Genomic DNA, 23,575 nt, shown 5'->3' on the forward strand with positions numbered 1-23,575 from the left:
GGATAAAGAGGTGGTCGATTATACCAGAGCACGGGGTCGGGATAGAAACCGGGCAGCCGCCGCGCGGGGCGCAAACCATGTCAAGGTGATGCAACATATGGGCAGTTTGCTGATTCACAAGGGAAAGCCGGTGCTTTATCGGGTATTCATGGGGGCTGGGAAGGGCCTTCATACCGCGCATATAACACTGCCGCCCCGGTTGGGGGCGGCAGCGTTCACATCAATCGACCATATCAGAGTCAGAAGTGATCGTGCTGATCCGGCTTCTTCTGGTCGTGGGGGCCTTCGCTGTGGGCGATGGCGGTGCGGATGAGATCAACCCCGGCGCGGATAATCAGAACCCCCATGTTGACCAGCTTGACGCAGACCCACATGAAGGTGATGAGCAGGATCAGCTTGAGCACGGTCTGGAACGCTTCCAGGAAGTTCTGCTCCAGCTGGGCGGTCAGGCCGTTGGCGCTGGTCATCAGCCAGGTGTAGACCTCGCGCACGAACGGGATGCGGCTTGGCATCTCCAGCACATCCAGTGCGGCAGGGAGGGCCTGGAAGATGACGATGCTGCCGAACAGGATCAAAATGACACCGATGGCGATGCCGAGGAAAAAGCCGAACTGTCTCATGGAGGGCTCCAGCGTTTGCTGCATGAAATTGAAGATAGCCGCCAATAGTAGGGAGTGCCCTGCTTCATCGCAATCTTCCGTGCACCGCCAGCGCGGCGGGAACGGCGGCGATCCGGCCGCTACCGTTGCCCAACTATCTGATTTCTGGGAGGCTTGTCGCCATTGTGCATAGGGAAAGCAAATTGATGTCGAGAACCCTCTTTTTACTCTTGCTGGCGCTGTTTGCCGCTCTGCCAGCCCTGAGTGCCGAACCGGCTGGCCCAACGGCGGCGGCCTGTGCCATCCGTCATCAGGATCAACTGCTGCTGGTACAGGATCGCATCTCCTCCCGCTACAGCCTGAGCGGTGGCTATATCGATGGCGACGAGCGCCCCGAGCAGGCGGCGCTGCGCGAGTTGTATGAAGAGACCGGCCTGCGCGGGGAAATCGTCGCGGATCTTGGCCGCTGGCAGAAAGCGCAGGTTTTTGCCTGCCGCACTCTGGAACCCATCGTCGCCCAGCAAGATTCCGATTTTGTCTCGCTGCTGAAGGCCCCCAATCTGGGCGGGGAGATCCTAAATGCCCGTTTGATCGCGGTGGACAAGCTGCCCCGCGAGCAGCGCCGCTTCCCGGATCAGCTCGACTGGCTGCAATCCCGACTGGATAAGGTGCCCGAGAGCGAGGTGCACTGGCAGGCCGATTTCGTGGCGCAGGGCAATGCGCTGCATCAGGTCGAGATCCCGCTGATGCTGCGGCTGCAGCAGTGGCTGGGGCCCGATGTCTGGTGGCTGTCGGTCAGCAATCTGTTTGGTTCAGGCGGCTTTCAGCTTGCCCTGATACCTTTGCTGCTCCCGCTGCTGGGGTGGCCGCGGCTGCGCCAGTTGCTCTTTGCCATGCTCTGGCTTGGGCTGCTGGTGCAGGCGAGCAAGGAGGGGATCGGCTGGCCGCGCCCCTTCCATCTGCAACCTGAACTGGCGACTCACAGTGCCCAGGGCTTTGGCATGCCGAGCGGCCATACCGCTTCGGCCCTGCTGTTCTGGGGGGCGCTGCTTGGCTGGCTCTGGCCTGCCCGGCGCGGGTTGGCCTATTCGTTGGCGCTGTTGCTGGCCCTCACCACAGGTCTGGCGCGGGTCTGGCTCGGGGTGCACTTTATCTCCGATGTGGCGGTTGGCCTGCTGATTGGAGCCTTGCTGCTGGCCGCTCGCCCCTGCTGGCGTGCCGACAGGCAGTCGGCGGCTTGGCTGCTGCTGATTGCATCTGCGCTGGCGCTCGGGGGGCTGACCCAATCGGCCCATCTGGCCGGGATCGGGCTGGCGGCCCTCGGGCTCTGGGTTGGCGGTTTGCTTACCCTGACCCGCGGCGGTTATCCCCCCATCCTGACCGGCGCGGTCACCCTGGCGGGGGGCGCGGTCATAGGGGCAGGACTTTGGGCGCTGCCGCTGCTGACCAGCAGTTCGCTGGCCATACTGCTTGGTCAGTTTGTGCTCTTTTTCGGGCTGGGGCTCTGGTTGAGCGCTGGCCTCTGGTGGATACTCTCTTTCTTGAAATGCGACACACGACCCAAGGGCAACGGCTCTGACAAGGGAACTCTATGAATGTGAAAAAAGTGGATTTGGCCAAGATAACCCTGGGGGTGCTGTTTCTCAGCATCCTGATTATCTCCTGTTTCCTGGTGTTGCAGCCCTTCCTGCCTGCGCTGGTGTGGGCCACCATGATCACCATCGCCACCTGGCCGCTGATGCTGATGGTGCAGCGCCTGTTGTGGGGCAAGCGCACCCTGGCGGCCCTCTTTATGACGCTGGTGCTGCTGTTGATGTTTGTCATCCCGCTCTTTATGACGCTGGCCAATGTGGCGGAGAAGGCGCCCATGCTGATCGAGCTGGGTACCCATATCAGCCAGTCACCACCGCCAGAGCTGCTCTGGCTGCAACAGATCCCGCTGGTGGGCGACAAGCTCTATGACTTCTGGCAGCAAATTCTGGCGAGCGGTGGTCAGGTGCTGTTTGCCAAGCTGGCCCCCTATTTCGGTCAGACAGCCCGCTGGCTCGCCTCTCAGGCCGGTAATCTTGGCTTGCTGTTCGTCCACTTCCTGCTGACGGTCGGTATCTGCGGGGTGCTCTATCACTCGGGTGAAGTGGTGGCGACCGGCATTCGCCGCTTCGCTCACCGGCTGGCGGGTCAGCGTGGCGACAATGCCACTGTGCTGGCTTCACAGGCGATCCGTGCCGTGGCGATGGGTGTGGTGGTGACTGCGCTGGTGCAATCCTCGGTGGCCGGTGTCGGCCTGCTGATTGCCGGTATCCCTTATGCCATGGTGCTGGTGGTGGTGATGTTCCTGCTGATCGTCGCCCAGATCGGCCCCTTCCCGGTGCTGTTGGCCTGTATCGGCTACCTCTACTGGAGCGGCGACACCACCTGGGGCACCTTCCTGCTGGTGTGGTCACTGATTGCGGGCACCATGGACAACTTCCTGCGCCCCTTCCTCATCAAGCGGGGCGCCGACCTGCCGCTCATCCTCATTCTGGTGGGGGTAATCGGTGGCTTGCTGACCATGGGGATCATCGGTCTCTTTATCGGCCCCGTGGTGTTGGCGGTGGGCTACACCCTGCTGGATGCCTGGATCAAGGAAGATGACCAACCGGTGGCCGCGGCGGTGGAAGCGCCCAAGGCCCAATAACGATTCAGTAAAAAGACGATTCAGCCATCCATCGCTGATGCCAGGAGCCGCCCATAAGGGCGGCTCTTTGGTTTATGGCGATAGCGTCAGGCAGGTTGATGCCACACCCTCAAAAAGAAGATTCATCTTTGTTATGCTGTGACTAGCTCAGAAAGGCGGGTGTCCTAATTTCACTCTTACCCACCAGTTCTCAGGTCTGAATAGTAATACTCGGGAGTGTCAGTATCGATAAATATGCCTAGCTCTTTACATTTACAGATGAATATAAAATGAAACCTATCGAGCATTCTACATGTTTGGGGATTTAGATAGGCTATAACTTTGTTTTTGTTTGATGCGAAAACGACTTTATTATAAACGCTTTGGTTAGAAATGTTTTCTAAGACTGTGAGACATGTCATGACCTCACTCCACATTGAGTAAAGTCTATGATTACATTGATTGAATTTCATTATTGACTCGGCAGAAATATCTTTAATTTTATCTTTAGATATATCTCGACATAGACTCACAAGAAAATCACGAGAGCTCACGTTATCTATATTAATGGTTAGCGCTTCTTCTAGGGCAATCAAGTACTCTTTGATTTGTTCTTCTTGGTGCTGAATCAACGAGTGTTGATACTGCTGATGTTGTATAAATATTTGCAGAGATATAACAGTCAGTGTAATCAGCGAAAGAATTGGGGTATATACACCACCTACATAACTACCTAAATCAGCCCATTCATTTGGTTGTTCCCAAAACCCCAAACCAAATTTATACATATAAGCTAATATTGGCACCAGTAAAACAACAAACAAAGACCCCAAAATAAATTTTGTTTGTTTATTCAATTCTCACCCCTTTTATTAAAGATGTTGTACACTAACGCATACTTAAAGGACTGACAACACAAAACACTGAATTTAAGTTTGCTGCCGTAAACACAAATGATCATATTAACTATGAGCGCCATGCTTTGGCTGTCCACATTGATGAGTTGGTTAGTGATGCTCTCGGAATTTAGCAGACTCTTCCAAAATAAAAAGTTGATTCAATAGCATGAATTCTCTTAAATCTTCATGGATATCGCCATCTGGTTCTTGATGAGCACGTCGATTTCTGTAAGCCATAAAAACACTTGAAAATAGTGTCGCGCGTCCTTTAACCTCACTTCCATCTAGGCCATCCCAGTATAAAGGAGCATCGTCACCCTGAAATGCTTTAGAGAATAGCTTCGCCCCAGTTTCCTGAGTTAGACCAGATTTGTCTTTGATCAAGCGCTCTAATAATCTATAACCTGCTAATAGAGCATTGTCTGGATTTGTTTTAAATGAAAAAGCAATTTCATGTAAGCGAGGGTCTAGCAATGACAGTGGGACCTCTGCAGGAAAGTATTGCATTATATTTAATTCAGGATAGTGCCGTTCATAAATATAATCATACCATCGATGAGGTATGACAGGGTGTTGTTCTGATAACCATTTTAGGTCTTTTTCGGAAAGCGCTGATTTATCTACTCTTTCAATGAGTTCACAAGGGACTAAATATTCATAAATTTCTTGAGTGAATTTTTGGAGTGTTGATAATACGTAAGAGAAAGATCTTGGGCCTTCTCCAGAATAGCCTGATGTAAATCCAGACTTTATTGCAATGGTTACATCGGAATCAACGTTCAGTAGAAGAACATGATGACAGTCGTACCCACTTCCTGAAGTTAATATTTTAACTTCATTTATTTGTCTTCCGAAGTGAATAATTTCTACAACTGCATTTATGCAGTGTCGTGAAACTCCACATCTTCCTCGATATTCTATATCTGCTAATTTTATCATCATAATCCATTATATCTACTGAATGTATAACTGTAATTAGATAGTGAATGTAATTAGGTGTGCCATAGAGCTCTATATAAAGCCAAGAAACCATCTAAATAATCGCTACGAAATTTAATTTATAGCAATTATATTGTTGGCCTACCTTTGGCGCTAAATATGTTTATTCGAAACTTGCCTTTGGCTCCGCTTACCCACTGAGCAAAAATACACTTAAGGGGCGGCAATGGAAAGAGCCACCCGGCCTCCTCTTCATAAACAAGTCAGTAGTGTGATCGAGGTGACATATCAGAAGTGCGGGGTAATGCCGATGTGCCTCGCCTTTTGCCACAGGCTCGATCAGCAATTTGCCGGGGGCGAACCCGACCTTGCAGAGGATAGGGTTGCCACCCTCTGAGGCAGGTCACTGAATCGGGTGCGCTGGCGTGGTTAAATGGTCAGCTCACATCTTGCCGGATATTGCTGTGACCATGCCATCTGACCTTCAGCCGCTGCTCGCTTGGCCTGACTATCTGCAGGCATCCTGGCTGCGCTGCGCTCACCAGACCAGTGCCACCCTCTGGCATCCGCCCCACAGCGCCAAGGGGCAGACCTTGCAGAGCCTGCGCCAGCGCAAACGGGACCTGCTCACCACCGGCGAGATGGCCCTCGAGGATCTCTACGAATTTATGGAGGGGCGCCCCTGTGCCCTGCTGCTCACCGACGAGAGCGGCTGCCTGCTGGCCCGGACCGGCCACCCCGATACCCTGCGCGAGCTGGCGGCGCTGGGGTTTGGCCCCGGCGCCTTTTTCAGCGAGGGGCGCATCGGCACCAATGCCATCAATCTGGCGGCGCTGGAGGGAGTGCCGCTCTGCGTCAGCGGCCCCCAGCACTTCAACCAGACCCTGCACCCATGGCACAGCTGCGCCAGCCCGGTCTACAACAGCAATGGCCGTCAGGTCGCCATCATCGCTTTGATCTGCAAGGTGGAGGAGGCGAGCGCCGGCGATCTGGCGCTCACCGTCAGTGCCGGGCGCGAGCTGGCTCATCTGCTGCAGATGGAGACCCTGATGCAGGAGTCCCAGCATCACCTGAGCGAGCTTTACGCCCTGCTCGATGGTATGGATGACGGCGTGCTGGCCTGGGACCCGCAAGGGCGGCTGCGCTACCTCAACGCGCTGGCGGCCCACCGGCTGCGGCTCGATCCCGCGCTCTGTCTCGGCCAGCCGCTGGAGCAGCACCTGCTGCTGCCCCAGCGGTTGCAGCTGGCCATCAGGGGGCAGACGCCACTGAGTCATGTGGAGGTGACGCTGGAGCGGCTCGGCGCGCAGGAGGGGGAGTTTATCAATGCGCTGGTGAGCCTCAAGCCGCTGCCGGGGCCGGAGGGGGTCAGCTTTATCGCCCTGCTGCACCCGGTCGATCGGCTGCGGGCCATTCACCAGCTGCGCCAGACGGTGCCCGAGCTGTCGGCGCTGGTGGGGGAGTCGAGCGCCATGCGCAAGCTGCTGCGCTATGCCCGGCAGGCGGCCCAGAGTCAGGGGCCGATCCTGCTGCGCGGCGAGGAGGAGGTGGGCAAGGCCCAGCTGGCGGAGGCTATTCACTTTGGCAGCGAACGGGCCACCGGGCCGCTCATTACCCTCAACTGCAAGGCGCTGCCGAGCGAGCGGATGGCGCTGGAGCTGATGGGTTCCGACGAGGCGGGGCAGGAGCGGGCGGGCAAGTTCGAGCTGGCCCACGGCGGCACCCTGGTGCTGGAGCAGGTGGAGTGTCTCTCTGCCCCCATGCAGGCGGCGCTGCTGCAACTGCTCAAGACCGGCCGCATCCAGCGCTTCGATTCGGCCCGCATCCTGCCGCTCAAGGTGCGGATCATCGCCACCAGCAGCGCCCCGCTGGAGCAGCTGGTGCAGGAGGGGCTGTTTGGCCGCCAGCTGCTCTATGCCTTGCAGGCGTGCGAGCTGTGGCTGCCGGGGCTGCGGGAGCGCGCGGCGGATCTGCCGGGCCTGATCAGCCAGCAGTTGGCAGCGCAGGGGCGCGAGCCGGTACGCCAGTTCAGTCCGGCGGCCCTCGATTGTCTGCTGGCCTATCCCTGGCCCGGCAATCTGGGGGAGCTGCGCAGCGCCGTCGAGCATGCGCTGCTTCACGCCGGTCAGGGGCCGATCCCGCCCGAGGCGCTGCCCGCCGCCATTCGCCACGGCTATCAGCGGGTGGCGGACGAGGTGGTGGGACAACCGCTGCTCACGCTGGCGGAGCTGGAGCGGCAAGCCATCTTGCGCTGCGCTCACGCCTGCAAGGGACAGGTGAGCCAGATGGCCCAGCATCTTGGCATCAGCCGCACCACCCTGTGGCGGCGGCTCAAACTGCTCGAGATCGATCCCGCCGACTATCACGGCTGACGGCGAGCCGTTGCGAACCGGCCCGCAGAAAATGAAAAGGCCCCGCAGTTGCGGGGCCGTGTTATATGGCAGGTCAGTGGTGGCGTGGTTACAGCCCCAGCTGGTGGGCGGTGACGATGGCCGCCAGCACATCCTCGGCGGTGACCTTGAACGGCATGTTATGGATGGTTTCGCCCTCGGCAGTGGAGGCTTTGGCCACCTCCATCAGGCGCGCCATATCCAGCTCCTTGACCCCCATCATATGCAGGTTGGTCGGCAGGCCCACCGAGCGGCAGAAGGCCAGCACGGTTTCGATCTCCGCCATCGGGGCATTCTCCAGCACCAGCTGCACCAGGGTACCGAACGCCACTTTCTCACCGTGGTAGAGGTGGTGGCACTCGGCCAGCTGGGTCAGGCCGTTGTGGATGGCATGGGCGGCGGCCAGACCGCTGCTCTCGAAGCCGATACCGCTCAGATAGGTGTTGGCCTCGATGATGTTCTCCACCGCCTTGGTGCAGAGCCCCTGCTCCACCGCCAGCTTGGCCTTGTAGCCGTCGGCCAGCAGAGTCTTGTAGCAGAGCTCGGCGATGGCTTGCGCCGCCAGCGTGGAGGCGCCACCGGCCATGGTCTGGCAACCGGAAACCTTGTTGGCGCGCGCCTCGAAGTAGGTGGAGAGCGCATCCCCCATGCCGGAGACCAGCAGCCGCACTGGAGCGCGGGAGACCACGCCGGTATCCATGATGACCATATTGGGGTTGGTCGGGATCATCAGGTATTCGCTGAATTGCCCTTCCGGGGTGTAGATGACCGCCAGCGCGCTGGTGGGGGCATCAGTGGAGGCTATGGTCGGCACTATGACCACCGGCACCTTCTGGTAGAAGGCGACCGACTTGGCGGTATCCAGCGTTTTGCCGCCGCCGATGCCGATGATGACGTCAAACGGGGTCTGCTGGCAGCGGGCCAGCAGGCGGTCGATCTCGGGGCGGGAGCACTCGCCGTTGAAGCAGTCGAACTCGGGCTTGATACCGGCGCCGTGGAAGCTGGTGGCCACGGTATCGCCGACCAGCTTGGTGACGAAGGCGTCGGCCAGAATAAGCGGCTTGCTGCCGAGCGCTTTGACGTAGTTGCCGATATTGGCGAGGGCCCCGTTGCCTTGCACGTATTTGCTGGGGCTGATGATGATGCGGTCCATATTTTATCCCTCTCTCTTTATGAATTAAGAATCGGGGCGAAGGGGCGGCAGTGCCGGGGACTCCTTCGTCTTGAATGGTGCTGCACAGGCTCAGCGAGCGAGTGCAGCCCCTTGAAGCAGTGGCGTCAGTCGCCGAAGCGCTCGGCGGCCAGCTGCTGGAAGCAGGTCAGGGCGGCGGTGGCATCCTCGCCGCGCGCCAGCAGGGTGAGCTGGTCGCCCTGACGCACGTTGAGCATGGCGAGCCGGGTCAGGCTACGGGGATTGGCCTCTTTGTCCCCCTTTTGCAACTTGAGTTCAGCGGCAAAGGGCTTGAGGGCGGCCACCAGCCGGGCGGCGGGGCGCACATGTAGGCCGTGGGGGTTATCCACCACCACCTCACAGCGCAGCCAGCCGTCGTCGGCAACGGGGGCGGTCTCGGTGGCGGCCTGCGCCGCGCTGGCAGGCAGCATCGCCTGTTTTGGGCCCAGCGCGCCGAGCGCCTCGGCGGCCACCTCATCCAGCGTCAGGCCGGAACCGGCCGCCACCACAGCGGCCAGAGTGCCCTCGACCAGCGGGGCGGGGCAGAGCCGCACCCTCGCGCTCAGCTCCGGGGGTAGCAGTTCGAGGGCGGTCTCGGCGCTGAGCAGAGCGCTGCCCAAGTCCATCAGCACCAGCACACCGCTGCCGTCATCCGCTTCTTCAATCGCACTCATCACCGCGATGGCATCGGTGCCGATGGGGTGGTCGGGGTCATCGACCCCGGCCGCCAGCAGCAATCGGGCCGGGCTGCCGAGCTGGTCGGCCAGCGCTTTCAAACCGGCCGCCAGCATGGCGCTGTGAGAGACAACTACGATTCCGATCATGTCACAACCTCGCTCTGTCACGCAGGGCAGTCAGCAGCAGCAGGGTCGAGGTGGCCCCGGCATCCTGATGGCCGATGCTGCGCTCGCCAAGATAGCTGGCGCGCCCCTTGCGGGCCTGCATCTGGATGGTGGCCTCGGTACCGGCTGCTGCGGCCGCTACTGCCTTGTCCAGCGCTTCATTGAGGGGCAACTCTTGCTGCTGTGCCTGCTGCAGGGCTGCCAGAGCCGGCCACCAGGCGTCGCACATGGTCTTGTCGCCCGGCTCGGCACGGCCGCGGGAGACGATCCCCTCCACCCCGTCGCTCAGCATCTTGCACAGCTGGCTGAGGCTTAGGCTCTGGCAGGCATCGCTGCTGGCCGCCGCCCGGATAAAGAAGGTGCCGTAGAGCGGGCCGCTGGCACCGCCGACCGAGGAGAGCAAGGTCATGCCGGTGGTTTTCAGTACCTGCCCGATATCCTTGTCCGCTACTGCCGGCAGCTTCTCGGCCACCTTGGCGAAGCCGCGTTGCATGTTGAGGCCGTGGTCGCCGTCGCCGATATCGGTATCCAGCGCGGTGAGGTAGTCACGCTGCTCGGTAAAGATGTGTTCGCAGTCGAGCAGCCAGTTGACGATGTGGTGTTTGCTTAGCATGGCTATCGGCACTCCTTAGCAGCCGCGACGCAGGGCTGGGGTGTGAACGGGGGCATCCCACAGGGTCATCAGTTCGTCATCCACCTTGAGCAATGTGATGGAGATGCCGGTCATGTCGAGGGAGGTGCAGTAGGGACCGATCAGGTTGCGCACCAGATGGATGCCCGCCTCTTCGCACAGGGTGGCAAGGCGACCATAGACGCCATAGAGCTCGGAGATGGGGGTGCCGCCCAGGCTGTTGACCAGCGCGATCACCCGATCGCCCTTGTTGAGCGGTTCGATAAAGGTGTGCTCTTCCTGCCAGCTGCCGCTGGTGCGATCCCAGTGGCGCAGGGTGCGGCCATAGGGGGTGTTGTCAGCAAGCTCGCTGAACATGTCGTCCACCAGGGTATTGAGGTCGGTGAAGGGGCGACGTTCGATGCCCGGTTCGCCGTGGATACCGACGCCGAATTCCAGCTCGTTGTCCGCCAGGGTGAAGGAGGGCTTGCCTGCGGCCGGCACGGTGCAGGCATGCATGGCCACGCCTATGGTGCGGCTCTGGTTGTTGATGCGACGGGCCAGCGCCTCGCAGCGCGCCAGATCGTAGCCCGCCTCTGCGGCGGCACCGACCAGCTTCTCGCACAGCACGGTCGTGGCAACCCCACGGCGACCGGCGGTGTAGAGGCTGTCTTTGACCGCCACGTCGTCATCGATCAGGGCGAAGCCCACCTTGACCCCGTCGCCGTGCAGCAGCTCGACCGCGGTCTCGAAGTTGAGTACGTCGCCGGTGTAGTTCTTCACCAGAAACAGCACGCCCGCGCCGCCATCAACGGCCTGACCGCACTCGTACATCTGATCCGGGGTGGGGGAGGTAAAGATCTCGCCGGGGCAGGCGCCATCCAGCATCCCTTTGCCCACCAGCCCGCCGTGCATCGGCTCGTGGCCGCTGCCACCGCCGGAGACCAGCGCCACCTTGCCCATCACGGGGGAGTCGGCGCGGGTGATGTAGTGGGGTTCGATACGTACCTTGAGCTCCGGGTGGGCGGCTGCCATCCCCATCAGTTGTTCACGGACCACGGCATCGACGGCATTGATCAGTTTCTTCATGGCTCACTCCTTGGCTTGCCACCGCTCGGGTGGGCAAATGGTTGATGGAGCCAGTCTAACGACAGAAAAAGGGATAAAAATGACGGGCGATTTGGTTCGGATTTGAAACAGCAGAAGGGGTATGGGTGTTTCAATCTGAAACGGCGCAGGGCTGGCGGGCGGGAAACTGTTAGCTGACTCACAGCCATGAAAAAGGGCCCCGCAGGGCCCTTCGCTATAACCGGAATAAAACGGACGGGTTAGATGGCCCAGCCACCGGCATAGAAGATCACCAGCGCCAGGGCGATGATGACGGTGCCGATGTTCAGCTTCTTCCACTCGGCAGCGAAGATGCGGCCAACGACCAGCGCCACGAAGCCCAGCATGATACCGGTCACGATGTTGCAGGTCAGCACGATGAAGACGGCGCACAGCATGCCGGCGAGGGCATCGACCGAGTCGCTGAAGTCCAGCTTGGTGACGTTGCCCAGCATCAGCAGACCGACGTACATCAGGGCTGGTGCGGTGGCGTAAGCCGGTACCAGATAGCTGAGCGGGGAGAGGAAGATCATCAGCAGGAACAGCACGCCGACCAGCGCGGCGGTCAGACCGGTCTTGCCACCGGCCGCGGTGCCTGCGGCGGATTCGATGTAGACGGCAGCCGGAGCACCACCTACGGCGCCTGCCACCATGCTGCTGACGGAGTCGGCAGTCAGGGCCTTGCCGCCGCTGATGATGTGGCCACGTTCGTTGATGAGGCCTGCCTGACCGGCCACGGCACGGATGGTGCCGGTGGCGTCAAACACGGCGGTCATCACCAGCGCCAGTACGGTCGGAATGACTACCGGATTGAGGGCGCCCAGCAGATCCATGCTGCCTACCAGAGAGCCTTTCTCGCCAGTCAGGCTCGGCATGGCGAAGAAGCCCTGCCAGGTCACTTTCGGGTCGAAGATAAGGCCGAGGATGGAGATGGCGATAATCACCATCAGGATTCCGCCTGGCACCTTGCGACGCTCCAGACCGAAGATGGCGGCCAGACCCAGCACCGTCATGATGACCGGGAAGGCGGTCACTTCACCCAGCTGAACCGGCAAACCGGCCCCTTCGTTCTTGATCACCATGCCGACGCCGTTGGTGGCGATCAGCAGCAGGAACAGACCGATACCGATGCCGGTGCCGTGAGCGATGCCGGAGGGGAGGTTATCCAGGATCCACTGGCGCACGCCGGTGACGCTGATCAGGGTAAACAGCACACCCATCAGGAAGATGGCGCCCAGCGCGACCGGAATGCTCAGTCCCTGACCCAGTACCAGACTGAATGCGGTAAAGGCGGTGAGGGAGATGGCGCAACCGATAGCCATTGGCAGCTTGGCCCACAGCCCCATCAGCAGGGAGCCGAAGGCGGCGATCAAGCAGGTGGCCACAAACACCGGGCCCTGCTCAAAGCCGGCGGCACCCAGCATGTTCGGCACCACTATGATGCTGTAGACCATCGCCAGGAAGGTGGTCAGCCCCGCGACCAGCTCCTGGCGCACGCTGCTGCCGCGCGCAGAAATGGAAAAATAAGAGTCCAGAAAGCCGCCTGTCCCTGTTTGGGCGGCCATATCTTGCTTTGCCATAACTAATCCTGAAAGTGTGAAGGAAATCGTTTGCGTTGGTGGCGCGCAAAATAGCAAGAATTCGCGGCAAATACAGCGGATAACCTGACTTTTTCGTCACTATTTTACATTTTGAGTCCATTCGGAGCTCATTGTGAGACTCAAGCGGTGAGAGCGTGTAAGGCAGGGATCAAGCGGTCGGGGGAGGGGAGATCAGTGAGGAAAAAGCGGGGAAAAACAAAAAACCCGCCGAAGCGGGTTTTTTTAAATTCTTGCAGAGCTGTCAGCAGTTGGCATAAGCCATCAGCAGCATGCTCCGGCTTGAATTACAGACCAACTACGTTGGCAGCAGCCGGGCCTTTCTGGCCTTGCTCGATGGTGAACTCAACGCGCTGACCTTCGTCCAGGGTTTTGAAGCTGGTGGACTGGATAGCGGAGAAGTGTACGAACACGTCTTTGCTGCCGTCAGCCGGGGAGATGAAACCAAAACCTTTCTCAGCGTTGAAGAACTTAACGGTACCAGTCATTTTGTTAGACATAATAATTTCCTTAAATAGTGTTGAATGCCACCTAAATGGCAATTTTTGATTTTTCGTCAGCAATACGTATGGGGAGCACTAAAGAAGGAGAATTATTTGATAAGAATTATCCGAGGATAACGCTTATGCTAATCACTGCTTTACTAAAATGACTGCCTAACATAATCAGGTCTGAACTGCCGAACCATCGAGAAAGATTAAAACACGCTCTCATTTTTAAAGCAAACTTTATCTCGATATTAATGTTTTGTAACAGCCAAAAATATCATTTTTTATAGTAAACATGATGCATTTCAACGGCATAGAAAAATCAGTGCAGACTCATATCACCCTGTGGCAAGCCAGATTCGGCTTTTTTGTCCTGACTATGTAGCCAGTTCTGGCAAAAAATATGAGAAAAAATGAAAAGCTGGCGATAGATGGGGATTGTCAGTTGTCGTTCTCTCTAACTCACAATGTAAATCACTTCTTTGCTGCTGCGATTAGCTTCTGAGCGGCAAATCAATGGCAGCGCCAAATCTGGCGCATCGAGCATCGCCCAGACATGCAAACGCCCGCATGCACCAAGTGCCAGCGGGCGTTTTGCAAGAAGGGATCAGCGCTTGCTGCGAAACTTGTTGCTGACCGAATCAATCCAGCTGAAGGTTTCCGGCAGTACCTGATTCTTGGCACGCTCTTTGGCTTTCTCGCGAGCCAGCTTGGAGGCTGCCTTGGCCGCTTCGGCGCGGTCGGCCACAATTTTCAGGCGACCCTCTTCGCGGATCTTGTTCCGCTCTCCGTTGGTCAGCTGGTGGTCTGCATTGGCTTGTGCCTTTTGCAATAACAAGGCTATCTCGGCTTTTTCGGCCTCGGTCAGATCTTTCATTTCCAGCTTTTTCACGGCGCGCTCCTGCGGCAGGGTGGTTAGATGTGTAAACCCACCAGGTTGTTCACAGATTGAAGACGACTGATGGGGGGCTGGTAGCCCAGACTGGCATGAGGACGATGCCAGTTGTACTCATGCAACCACGGTTGCAAGTGCTCTGCCCGTTGCTCTGACGAGTCATAGCTCCGTGCATAAGCCCACTCACGCAGGGCGGTCTGAATGAAGCGCTCTGCTTTGCCATTGGTTTGTGGTGTGTAAGGCTTGGTGCGCAGATGCTTGAGCCCCAGCCGACGACACAGCTTCTGGAAGCGTTTCGACCGGTAACAGGCTCCATTGTCCGTGAGTAGCCGACTGAAACAAATGCCGAGCCCGGCGTAGTAGCGAAGTGCCTGTAACAGCGCCAGGCAGGCACTGCGTCCCGTTTCATCAGGATGCAGAGCGCTGAACGCCACACGGGAGTGGTCATCAATCGCCACATGAACACACTCCCACCCTGCGCCGCGTGAGTCCTTGCTGCGGTCGCCGGTGATACGATGGCCGGGACGGTGGAAACGCCCCAACTTTTTGATGTCCAGATGCAGCAAGTCACCCGGTTTCTCATGTTCATAGCGTTGTACTGGAACAGCTGGGGCCAGATTGGCCAATCGATGAAGTCCCATGCGCTGCAAGATGCGGGCGACAGTACTGTGCCCTATGCCCAGATATTGGCTGATGTGCCGATAGGTCCGTCGCTGCTTGCGCAGTTCGATAATCCTCTGCTGGCGCTGGTCATCAATGGCATGAGGGCAAGATGCGGGTCGAGAAGAGCGATTGTACAAACCATCAGGTCCCTCCTGGCGATATCGAGTGAGCCACTTGTAAGCGGTGCGGATACTGACCCCGGCAGCGTGAGCGGCCTCTTCAACGCGCAGGCCCTGCTCAAGGATACGCTGGACAAGAAGCTGTCGACCAAAGACGGTTAATCGGGCATTTTTATGATTGTTCACTCGGGCACCTCGGATGATTGGTTTGGTTGGTGCCTCCAATTCTCCGGGAATGCCCCGAGTGAACAACCTACAGAGAGATCACAGTTAGACACCCTAACACAGTTGTGCCGATCACTTCTTATGCAATCGGCTTTCCGGCAGTAAAAATGCGGGTTTGTGCCAACTTTCTGTTATTTCGCGGCCACTTTCCCGCCTGTTTGCCACATTTCAATTTATGGCGAGCGGTGAGGGCAGCTCTTGCTCCTCCGGCTCGACGTGGATCAGCACGATGGCGTGGGGCAGTTGCTCCATGATGGCGTGTTCGATGCGATCACAGATATCGTGGGCTTCGCCGATGCTCATCTCCGGGGGCAGGGTGAGGTGGAAGTCGATATGGCGACGACGACCGGCACGACGGCTGCGCAGATCGTGAAAACCGCTGGCAGCAGGGCAGCATTCGGTGATGATGCGGCTGGTCATTGCCAGCTCTTCCGGGCTCATGCTCTGGTCGATCAGCGGCTGGAAGGCCTCGTTGAGCATGCTGATCGCCTCTCTGACAATAAAGATGGCGACCGCAATGGCGACCATCGGGTCGAGGATGGCGAGTGAATGGCCGAACAGACCGGCCAGCCAGATCCCGCCAAGACCGACGGCGACCCCGGTGGAGGTGAGCACGTCCGCCTTGAGATGAAGCGCATCGGCAGCCAGCGCGACCGACTCCTCCTCTCGGGCCACCTTGTAGAGGTAGGCAGAGACGCCGCTGTTGACCAGCGCCGAGATCACCATCACCAGTACGCCCCAGCCAATGCTCTCGATGGGGCTGGGGGTGATCAGCTTGTCGACGGCTTCGAAGATGATCCAGCTCGCGGCCAGCAAGATAAGCAGTGCTTCGATGACGCCGGAGACATTTTCAATCTTGTCGTGACCATAGGGGTGGCGCTCATCAGGCGGGAGATCGGACTTTTTCACCGCGAACAGGGCGATCAGGGCCGCCACCAGATCCATGGCGGAGTGGATCGCCTCCGAGATGATACTGACCGAGCCGCTGGCGAACCCGGCCACCATTTTCATGATGATCAGACTGATATTGGAGCAGACCGACACCATGGCGGCTCTGGTTTTTCTGTTCATGTCACAGCTTCCTGAATAAAAACGGATATTTCGGTGCGGCGCGTATTATATCCGGCTGACCGGAAATAACCTATTCGGTGTTGTAACCTGATGTTTCCGATGATATTGCGAATGCTTATTAAAATGGTGACCTCTTGCGCGGCAATAAATAATGAGAGGGATTTATATTTCTCCGTGAAAATATCTAGCCAACGATGACTTAATATAAGCGTGACAACATTTAATAATGCGAATTACTCTTTTTGGGTCTTTCCTGTCGAGGTCGTTTGGCCTCCCCTCTCAAGGGGCTGCGCGCGACATCTTTTGGACGAGAATGAGGCTGGATCCGGATGCCGCTGGAGGGTATGCTGGGTCTGGTGATGGTCTTGCACCATCCCACCAAGCGTACTGAAGTTGATGATTCGGATGGCATGCTGGCTCCCATGAGGAACCAACTGTCTGGGTAACATTTTTGGAGTTTGATGATGAGTAACAAAGAACATCACAACGGCAAAGATGCCAAGAAAAAACCGCAGATGTCACTGAAAGAGAAACGCGAAGCCAAACGTCAGAAAGCAGAACTGAAAAACGGCAGCGCAATGAAGTAACGCTCCCCTACTGCTGTTCCTTCGGAGCCAGTACAAAGCCAGCCCTTACCGGCTGGCTTTTATGTTTGTGGCTCACGGCGTGGCGCCGTAAGCCGCGAAAATCTGGTGATAACGACCATCCTGACGCATCGCCTCAAGGCGCTTATCAAACAGATTGCGAGCATCGGCCGTTCGGAAGGCAAAGTGATAGACGGTGGGCGGGAAGAGGTCTGCTTGCCTGACCTGATTGCGCTCGTAGTGCTCGCCTGCCTGGGCGGTGGCAATCAGCTGGTCGAGGTAGTAGTAGAACACCCGCTCCTCCAGTACGACGGCATCTACCCTGCCGCGCATTAGCTGATGTACCTGCACCTGCTGCTTGGCTACCTCCTCATAGTGGGGATTCTGGTTGGCCATGGTGGCGAACGCGCCCCCCAGAATGATCCTTGCCCGTTGAAAGGCGGTGACCCGTTTTGAATGCAGGTCGTCCAGAGTGCTGATGTGGGTGCTGCGCAGGGTGAAGATCCGGTTATGGAAGGTGATAACTGGCTGGGTCAGAACGTGAGGATCAACCATACCGGGTCTGACGTTGATGATGGCATCCAGCTTTCCTGACTCGAACAGGCGGAAGGTACGCTCCAGTGGCAGAAATTCAAAGCTGGGCTCATAGCCGCTGCCAGCGAACGCCTCTTTCAGCAGATCCAGCTCAATGCCACGCTGATTACTTTCGATGACATAAGGGGGGATGGCAAAGCTGACCCCGACCTTGAGTGGCGTTGCCAGCAACTGGCCGGAGAGCATGCTGGTCAGCATTAGCAATAAAGGGGTGAGCAGTTTCATTGCACTTTTCACAAAGCGCTCCTGTGGAGGATATCCATCACTGTAGGGGAGGCAACCATAAAGCGTTATATCCCTTTCGGGCTGAGAGGTTCAGCCTGAGTGCATAAAAAAAGACCCTGAGTTATCAGGGCCTTTTCAATATTCTGTTCTTAGAACGGGATATCGTCGTCGAAATCCATCGGCGGCTCGTTATATACCGGCGGCGCAGATTGCGGCTGCTGGGCAGGACGGCCATAACCGCCTTGCGGCTGCATATTCTGCTGCGGAGCCGGTGCCGGGCGCTGCTGATTCATCGGCTGCTGGGCAGGCATGCTCTGCTGCGGCTGACCCCAGCTACCCTGGGATTGGCCACCCATGTTCTGGCCCATGCCCTGACCGCCTTGCGGACGACCACCCAGCATCTGCATCACGCCAGTGAAGCTGTCGACCAGCACTTCAGTGGTGTAGCGCTCCTGGCCGCTCTGATCTTGCCATTTACGGGTCTGCAGTTTGCCTTCCACATAGACCTGGGAGCCCTTCTTTAGGTACTCGCCAGCCACTTCGGCCAACTTGCCCATGAAGACGACGCGGTGCCATTCGGTACGCTCTTTCTGCTCACCGGTCTGCTTGTCGCGCCAGGTTTCGGAGGTAGCCAGAGTAATGTTGGTCACAGCACCGCCACTCGGCATGTAGCGTACTTCCGGGTCTTGCCCGAGGTTACCGATCAGAATGACTTTATTGATGCCTCGACTGGCCATAATCTCTCTTCCACCTTTATATTCCGGTCAGGCAAGGCCTGGACCCACTAAATAAGTTACCGCGCTTTTTTCATGACCATGTCGTTATCATATTGAACAGCATGGTTTTTCTATAACCGTTGCAGCAATCAGAGTGCTCGTTTCGCGTGTTCTGATTCAGGTTTAGCCCCCAATAGTAACAGTTGATCACTCTGCGGGCGAGCGCTTGCTGGTGTGGATTGGGGGCAAACTCGCCGCCTTGGTCAGGGTGTGACGAAGGGGCTATCCATCGTAAAAAAGGATAACGGCGATAGATAATGCCTGTCTATTCATCCAGTAGTCTCTATGCCATACTGACTCGCTCAGGTTTCTGTATCGAGCGTGCAACAAGATGGAAAAGATCGTGGTCCGGGGTGCTCGCACCCACAACCTCAAGAACATCAATCTGACCCTGCCCCGCGACAAGCTGATCGTGGTCACCGGCCTCTCCGGTTCGGGCAAATCCTCTCTGGCGTTCGATACCCTCTATGCCGAGGGACAGCGCCGCTATGTTGAGTCCCTCTCCGCCTATGCCCGCCAGTTCCTCTCCCTGATGGAGAAGCCGGACGTCGACCATATCGAGGGGCTCTCGCCCGCCATCTCCATCGAGCAGAAGTCCACCTCCCACAACCCGCGCTCGACCGTCGGTACCATCACCGAGATCTACGACTACCTGCGTCTGCTGTTTGCCCGGGTCGGTGAGCCCCGCTGCCCGACTCACGCCATTCCGCTCGCCGCCCAGACCATCAGCCAGATGGTGGATCAGGTGCTGGCCCAACCGGAGGGGAGCAAGCTGATGCTGCTGGCCCCGGTGGTGCGTGATCGCAAGGGGGAGCACACCAAGCTGCTGGAGAATCTGGCGGCCCAGGGCTACATCCGTGCCCGTATCGACGGCGAGGTGTGCGACCTCTCCGATCCTCCGACTCTGGAGCTGCACAAGAAGCACACCATCGAGGTGGTGGTGGATCGCTTCAAGGTGCGCGAGGACCTTGCCTTGCGTTTGGCCGAGTCGTTCGAGACGGCGCTGACCCTCTCCGGCGGCATAGTGCTGGTAGTGCCGATGGACGGGGAGGAGGGCGTCACCCCCATGACCTTCTCCGCCAACTTCGCCTGCCCAGAGTGCGGCTACTCCATGTCGGAGCTGGAACCGCGCATCTTCTCTTTCAACAATCCGGCCGGTGCCTGCCCGACTTGTGACGGCCTCGGGGTGCAGCAATATTTCGATCCTGCCAAGGTGATCGGCGATCCGGCCATCAGTCTGGCCAACGGCGCCATCCGTGGCTGGGACAAGCGCAGCTTCTACTACTTCCAGATGCTGAAATCCCTCTCCGAGCACTACAAGTTCGATCTGGAGACGCCGTGGGAAGATCTGCCGGTCAAGACCCAGGAGGTGATCCTGCGCGGCTCCGGTCGCACCGAGATCGAGTTCCGCTACATGAACGACCGCGGCGACGTTGTGGTGCGCAAGCACCCGTTCGAGGGGATCCTGCACAACATGGAGCGGCGCTACCGGGAGACCGAATCCAACTCGGTGCGTGAAGAGCTCTCCAAATATATCGCGAACAAATCCTGTACCAGCTGCGGCGGCAGCCGACTGCGGGAGGAGGCGCGTCACGTCTTCGTCGACAACCGCAACCTGCCGGCCATCGCCGAGCAGTCCATCGGCGATGCGCTCGCCTTCTTCGAGGGGCTTAACCTCACTGGCCAGCGCGCCCAGATTGCCGAGAAGATCTTGAAAGAGATCGTCGAGCGGCTCGGCTTCCTGGTGAACGTCGGTCTCAACTACCTGAGCCTGTCCCGCAGTGCCGAGACCCTCTCAGGCGGCGAAGCGCAGCGCATCCGACTGGCGAGCCAGATCGGGGCCGGGCTGGTGGGCGTCATGTACGTACTGGACGAGCCCTCCATCGGTCTGCATCAGCGCGACAACGAGCGGTTGCTCAAGACCCTCACCCATCTGCGCGATCTCGGCAACACGGTGATCGTGGTGGAGCACGACGAGGATGCCATCCGCCTCGCCGACCATGTGCTGGATATCGGCCCGGGGGCGGGTGTACACGGTGGCGAGATTGTTGCGCAGGGCACCCCCCAGCAGATTATCGACAATCCGGAATCGCTGACCGGTGACTACCTCTCCGGTCGCAAGCAGATCGCCATTCCGGCCGAGCGCACGCCGCTCACCGGCAAGTGGTTGAAACTCAAGGGGGCAAGCGGCAACAACTTGCGCAACGTCAATCTTGATCTGCCCATCGGGGTGATGACCTGCGTCACTGGCGTCTCCGGCTCCGGCAAGTCGACCCTGATCAACGACACCCTGTTCCGCATCGCTCATCGCGAGCTCAACAAGGCCACCGAGTCCACCCCGGCGCCCTATCGCAGCGTCGAGGGGCTGGAGCATCTGGACAAGGTGGTGGATATCGACCAGAGTCCCATCGGTCGTACCCCGCGCTCCAACCCGGCCACCTATACCGGTTTGTTCACTCCGATCCGCGAGTTGCTCTCCGGCACCCAGGAGGCGCGTTCGCGCGGCTACCAGCCGGGCCGCTTCTCCTTCAACGTGAAGGGGGGCCGCTGCGAGGCGTGCCAGGGGGATGGCGTCATCAAGGTGGAGATGCACTTCCTGCCGGATGTCTACGTGCCGTGCGACGTCTGCAAGGGCAAGCGCTACAACCGCGAGACCCTGGAGGTGAAGTACAAGGGCAAGAACATCCACGAAATCCTCGAGATGACGGTGGAAGATGCTCGCGAGTTCTTCGATCCGGTGCCGGCAGTGGCGCGCAAGCTGCAGACCCTGATGGACGTGGGCCTCTCCTATATCCGTCTCGGCCAGTCTGCTACTACCTTGTCGGGCGGCGAGGCGCAGCGGGTCAAGCTGGCGCGCGAGCTCTCCAAGCGGGATACCGGTCAGACTCTATACATTCTGGATGAGCCGACCACCGGGCTGCATTTTCACGATATCCAGCAACTGCTCAAGGTGCTGCACCAGCTGCGGGATCGCGGTAACACCATCGTCATCATCGAGCACAATCTGGATGTGGTAAAAACTGCCGACTGGATCGTCGATTTGGGACCGGAGGGCGGCGCCGGTGGTGGCCGCATTCTGGTGACGGGGACGCCGGAAGAGATTTGCACCAATAAAGAGTCTCATACAGCTCGTTTTTTACGACCGCTATTGGCGCGATAAGCCGTTATAATCGAGGGGCCTTTGGCCCCTTTTTGTTATAAAAATCGGGAGCATAGGGGGAAGCTCGTCAAGTGTGGGCAGGCTTGGCATCTCAGCATCATGGTAATGGATATATCGGGTTATGGCTCAGGCTCCGCGCACGATTGATCATCAGTTAGCTTACTCCATGTTCCCCATCTGGCTGGGGGCGATCCTGCTATTGCTGGTCCTGCTGGCGTGGGCCCAGATCCCGGCTGCCAGCCGGATTGAAGAGCAGCGAATGAAGGAGCATCTGCTGCGCGTGACCAAGGCGGTGCAGGCGGATGTGGCCGCTCTGGATGCATTCAGTCGGGATTGGGGCATCTGGGATGACAGTCACCGTTTTATGGACAACAAAAGCAGGGCGTACATCGAATCCAACCTGTTCAGTGATATGCCGATGAGGGATTTTAGTCTCAACCTGATGAGCTTCATGGATCTCACCGGCTACGAAATCTGGACGCGCACCCTGCTACCCGATGCGCCGGGGATCAATCCGGACCAGTTTCCCTACTTCCTTGATGAACTGAAAAAGCAGTTAAGGGCGCGCTCGGTGGCGCAAGGGGGCATCAATCTGCACGGGATCCGTGCTTCCCAGTGGGGGCCGCTGATGTACTCGTGGCAGCCGATCAGAAACAGTGACGAGTCGGCACCATTCAACGGTTTCTTGCTGGTTGTACGTTGGCTCGACAAGGCCTATCTAGAGCAGGTATCGGAGCGTACCGCGCTGCCTCTGGCGATTTCCCACGCCAATCTGGATGTCACCGCTACCTTCAAACCACTGAAACCGCAAATAACGTATCGTCTGATCGACCTTGGGCTGACCCGGCTCAGGGGAGAGGTGCGACTGCACAACAGCGATAACCAGCCGGTGCTGACTCTGGTGATTGAGGAGGAGAGAAAGATCTTGAGTGGCGTCATGGAGGGGGCGCTCTGGACCTTTATCGGCATGCTGTTTATCAGTTTTATCTGCGTCATGATCGCCATGTACCGGCTCAACAGCATTGTGCTCACCCCGTTGCAGCAGCTGGTGTCGGCGCTGCAACGCTTTGGCGATCGGCCAGATGCCACCTTGATCCCCTATATCGACAGCAGCGCCGAGATGGCGACCCTGAGCGGCAAGTTCAAGGAGATGGCCAGCAAGGTCAGTCAGCAACACGATGATTTGTTGGAAAAATCCAGCCAGATGGAGATGGCTGCATTCACCGACCCCTTGACCCGTTGTTTCAATCGTCGCTATCTCGATGGTTGGTTGCAGGCCAACCGGGCCAAACCTTGTCTGTTATTGCTGCTGGATCTGGATCATTTCAAGCGGATCAATGACCGCCTTGGCCATGACATCGGGGATCTGGTGCTGAAACAGTTGGCGGATCTGCTGCGCAAGGTGGTGACTGGAGAGCGCGAGCCTATCATCCGGCTGGGTGGGGAGGAGTTCTTGTTGCTGCTACAAGTGGATGACGAGCAAGAGTTGGCGTTGCGGGTCGAATATCTGCGCCAGCGTGTCGCTCAGCACCGCTTTGGCAGAGAGGATGCGCCACTCTGGTTGACGGTGTCGCTGGGGTTCTGCCGCTATCCGTTGCACCCGGAGTACCCGGATTCATTCTGGAGTCACAGCTTCAAACTGGCGGACATGGCGCTGTATCAGGCCAAAGTCGGCGGGCGAAATCGGTGGTGTGGCTACGCTGGTACCCTCTCTGCGGAGGGCATGGGCCAGACTCCGGAGCAGCTTGCTGAAGGGGGGAATATCACCCTGCTGCACTCTGTCAACCCGGATTAACCCTGCCGTACCAATACCAGATAGGCCAGGGCGACAATAAAACCGAGCAGGATAAAGAGAAAGGATCCGATTCCCCACACGGCCGCGAGAAAGGCCCCCACCTTTTGCCATTTCGACTCATTTTTCATAAATAAACCATTACTTCCCAGTAACTTGTATGGCGCAAAAA

At 58.2% G+C, this 23,575-nt stretch carries 20 protein-coding genes; 6 read left to right on the forward strand and 14 right to left on the reverse strand.

The window, feature by feature from the left end:
- Positions 1 to 239: 239 nt before the first annotated feature.
- Positions 240 to 620 (reverse strand): hypothetical protein, encoded by a 381-nt coding sequence (locus tag ACTG1K_RS24065; protein ID WP_005340143.1) that lies wholly within the window; start codon positions 618 to 620, stop codon positions 240 to 242.
- Positions 621 to 805: 185 nt separating this feature from the next.
- On the opposite strand from ACTG1K_RS24065, the gene ACTG1K_RS24070 reads away from it, so the two are divergent.
- Together ACTG1K_RS24070 and ydiK are read left to right on the forward strand one after the other, a co-directional pair.
- Positions 806 to 2,194 (forward strand): phosphatase PAP2 family protein, encoded by a 1,389-nt coding sequence (locus ACTG1K_RS24070; RefSeq protein WP_440004680.1) that lies wholly within the window; start codon positions 806 to 808, stop codon positions 2,192 to 2,194.
- Entirely contained in the window at positions 2,191 to 3,276 is a 1,086-nt protein-coding gene (ydiK, locus tag ACTG1K_RS24075) for an AI-2E family transporter YdiK (RefSeq protein WP_167566667.1), read from the forward strand. Before ACTG1K_RS24070 ends, ydiK begins: the two co-directional genes overlap by 4 nt.
- Before the next feature lie 176 nt (positions 3,277 to 3,452).
- On the opposite strand, the gene ACTG1K_RS24080 is transcribed toward ydiK, so the two are convergent.
- The gene (locus tag ACTG1K_RS24080; protein ID WP_440004679.1) at positions 3,453 to 4,112 is read right to left on the reverse strand and encodes a hypothetical protein; all 660 of its coding nucleotides are present in this window, start codon (positions 4,110 to 4,112) and stop codon (positions 3,453 to 3,455) included.
- Between the two features lie 150 nt (positions 4,113 to 4,262).
- Positions 4,263 to 5,093, reverse strand: coding sequence for a TIGR02391 family protein (locus tag ACTG1K_RS24085; protein WP_440004678.1), 831 nt, complete (start codon positions 5,091 to 5,093; stop codon positions 4,263 to 4,265).
- 470 nt (positions 5,094 to 5,563) lie between these two features.
- Between ACTG1K_RS24085 and dhaR the strand changes: the two genes are divergently transcribed.
- Positions 5,564 to 7,465: a dihydroxyacetone kinase operon transcriptional regulator DhaR gene (gene dhaR / locus ACTG1K_RS24090; protein ID WP_421284426.1), complete on the forward strand. Its 1,902-nt coding sequence runs from the start codon at positions 5,564 to 5,566 to the stop codon at positions 7,463 to 7,465.
- An 88-nt stretch (positions 7,466 to 7,553) separates the two neighbouring features.
- Here the strand turns inward: dhaR and ACTG1K_RS24095 are convergent, their stop codons facing one another.
- The 9 genes from ACTG1K_RS24095 to ACTG1K_RS24135 all read right to left on the reverse strand — a co-directional run bounded on the left by ACTG1K_RS24095 (position 7,554) and on the right by ACTG1K_RS24135 (position 16,272).
- Positions 7,554 to 8,636: a glycerol dehydrogenase gene (locus tag ACTG1K_RS24095; RefSeq protein ID WP_167557495.1), complete on the reverse strand. Its 1,083-nt coding sequence runs from the start codon at positions 8,634 to 8,636 to the stop codon at positions 7,554 to 7,556.
- Between the two features lie 125 nt (positions 8,637 to 8,761).
- Complete coding sequence (gene dhaM / locus ACTG1K_RS24100) at positions 8,762 to 9,478, reverse strand: dihydroxyacetone kinase phosphoryl donor subunit DhaM (RefSeq protein ID WP_042032198.1); 717 nt, start codon at positions 9,476 to 9,478, stop codon at positions 8,762 to 8,764.
- 1 nt (position 9,479) lies between these two features.
- The gene (gene dhaL, locus ACTG1K_RS24105) at positions 9,480 to 10,109 is read right to left on the reverse strand and encodes a dihydroxyacetone kinase subunit DhaL (RefSeq protein ID WP_021231630.1); all 630 of its coding nucleotides are present in this window, start codon (positions 10,107 to 10,109) and stop codon (positions 9,480 to 9,482) included.
- 15 nt (positions 10,110 to 10,124) lie between these two features.
- A complete protein-coding gene (gene dhaK, locus ACTG1K_RS24110; protein ID WP_005340163.1) occupies positions 10,125 to 11,195 on the reverse strand; it encodes a dihydroxyacetone kinase subunit DhaK in 1,071 nt (356 codons plus the stop codon).
- Positions 11,196 to 11,434: 239 nt separating this feature from the next.
- A complete protein-coding gene (locus ACTG1K_RS24115) occupies positions 11,435 to 12,793 on the reverse strand; it encodes an NCS2 family permease (RefSeq protein WP_440004677.1) in 1,359 nt (452 codons plus the stop codon).
- A gap of 305 nt (positions 12,794 to 13,098) precedes the next feature.
- Positions 13,099 to 13,311 (reverse strand): transcription antiterminator/RNA stability regulator CspE, encoded by a 213-nt coding sequence (gene cspE, locus ACTG1K_RS24120; RefSeq protein WP_005316548.1) that lies wholly within the window; start codon positions 13,309 to 13,311, stop codon positions 13,099 to 13,101.
- A gap of 595 nt (positions 13,312 to 13,906) precedes the next feature.
- A complete protein-coding gene (gene yjbD / locus ACTG1K_RS24125; RefSeq protein WP_005340165.1) occupies positions 13,907 to 14,191 on the reverse strand; it encodes a DUF3811 domain-containing protein in 285 nt (94 codons plus the stop codon).
- A 23-nt stretch (positions 14,192 to 14,214) separates the two neighbouring features.
- Positions 14,215 to 15,162 (reverse strand): IS481 family transposase, encoded by a 948-nt coding sequence (locus ACTG1K_RS24130; RefSeq protein WP_440006056.1) that lies wholly within the window; start codon positions 15,160 to 15,162, stop codon positions 14,215 to 14,217.
- Between the two features lie 207 nt (positions 15,163 to 15,369).
- Positions 15,370 to 16,272 (reverse strand): cation diffusion facilitator family transporter, encoded by a 903-nt coding sequence (locus tag ACTG1K_RS24135; RefSeq protein ID WP_440004676.1) that lies wholly within the window; start codon positions 16,270 to 16,272, stop codon positions 15,370 to 15,372.
- A 464-nt stretch (positions 16,273 to 16,736) separates the two neighbouring features.
- Here ACTG1K_RS24135 and ACTG1K_RS24140 point away from each other — a divergent pair, with 464 nt between their 5' ends.
- Positions 16,737 to 16,859: a hypothetical protein gene (locus ACTG1K_RS24140; RefSeq protein ID WP_005306071.1), complete on the forward strand. Its 123-nt coding sequence runs from the start codon at positions 16,737 to 16,739 to the stop codon at positions 16,857 to 16,859.
- Between the two features lie 72 nt (positions 16,860 to 16,931).
- Here ACTG1K_RS24140 and ACTG1K_RS24145 read toward each other — a convergent pair whose 3' ends face one another.
- Positions 16,932 to 17,675: a substrate-binding periplasmic protein gene (locus ACTG1K_RS24145; protein ID WP_270820893.1), complete on the reverse strand. Its 744-nt coding sequence runs from the start codon at positions 17,673 to 17,675 to the stop codon at positions 16,932 to 16,934.
- A gap of 149 nt (positions 17,676 to 17,824) precedes the next feature.
- Entirely contained in the window at positions 17,825 to 18,412 is a 588-nt protein-coding gene (locus tag ACTG1K_RS24150; protein WP_058059298.1) for a single-stranded DNA-binding protein, read from the reverse strand.
- Between the two features lie 370 nt (positions 18,413 to 18,782).
- On the opposite strand from ACTG1K_RS24150, the gene uvrA reads away from it, so the two are divergent.
- Positions 18,783 to 21,611: an excinuclease ABC subunit UvrA gene (gene uvrA, locus ACTG1K_RS24155; protein ID WP_005356491.1), complete on the forward strand. Its 2,829-nt coding sequence runs from the start codon at positions 18,783 to 18,785 to the stop codon at positions 21,609 to 21,611.
- Between the two features lie 121 nt (positions 21,612 to 21,732).
- Positions 21,733 to 23,406 carry a diguanylate cyclase gene (locus ACTG1K_RS24160; protein WP_440004675.1) on the forward strand — a complete coding sequence of 558 codons (1,674 nt, stop codon included), beginning with the start codon at positions 21,733 to 21,735 and terminating at the stop codon, positions 23,404 to 23,406.
- Positions 23,407 to 23,575 lie beyond the last annotated feature (169 nt).

Source organism: Aeromonas sp. 102P, from assembly GCF_051920345.1.
Lineage (GTDB): Bacteria > Pseudomonadota > Gammaproteobacteria > Enterobacterales > Aeromonadaceae > Aeromonas > Aeromonas veronii.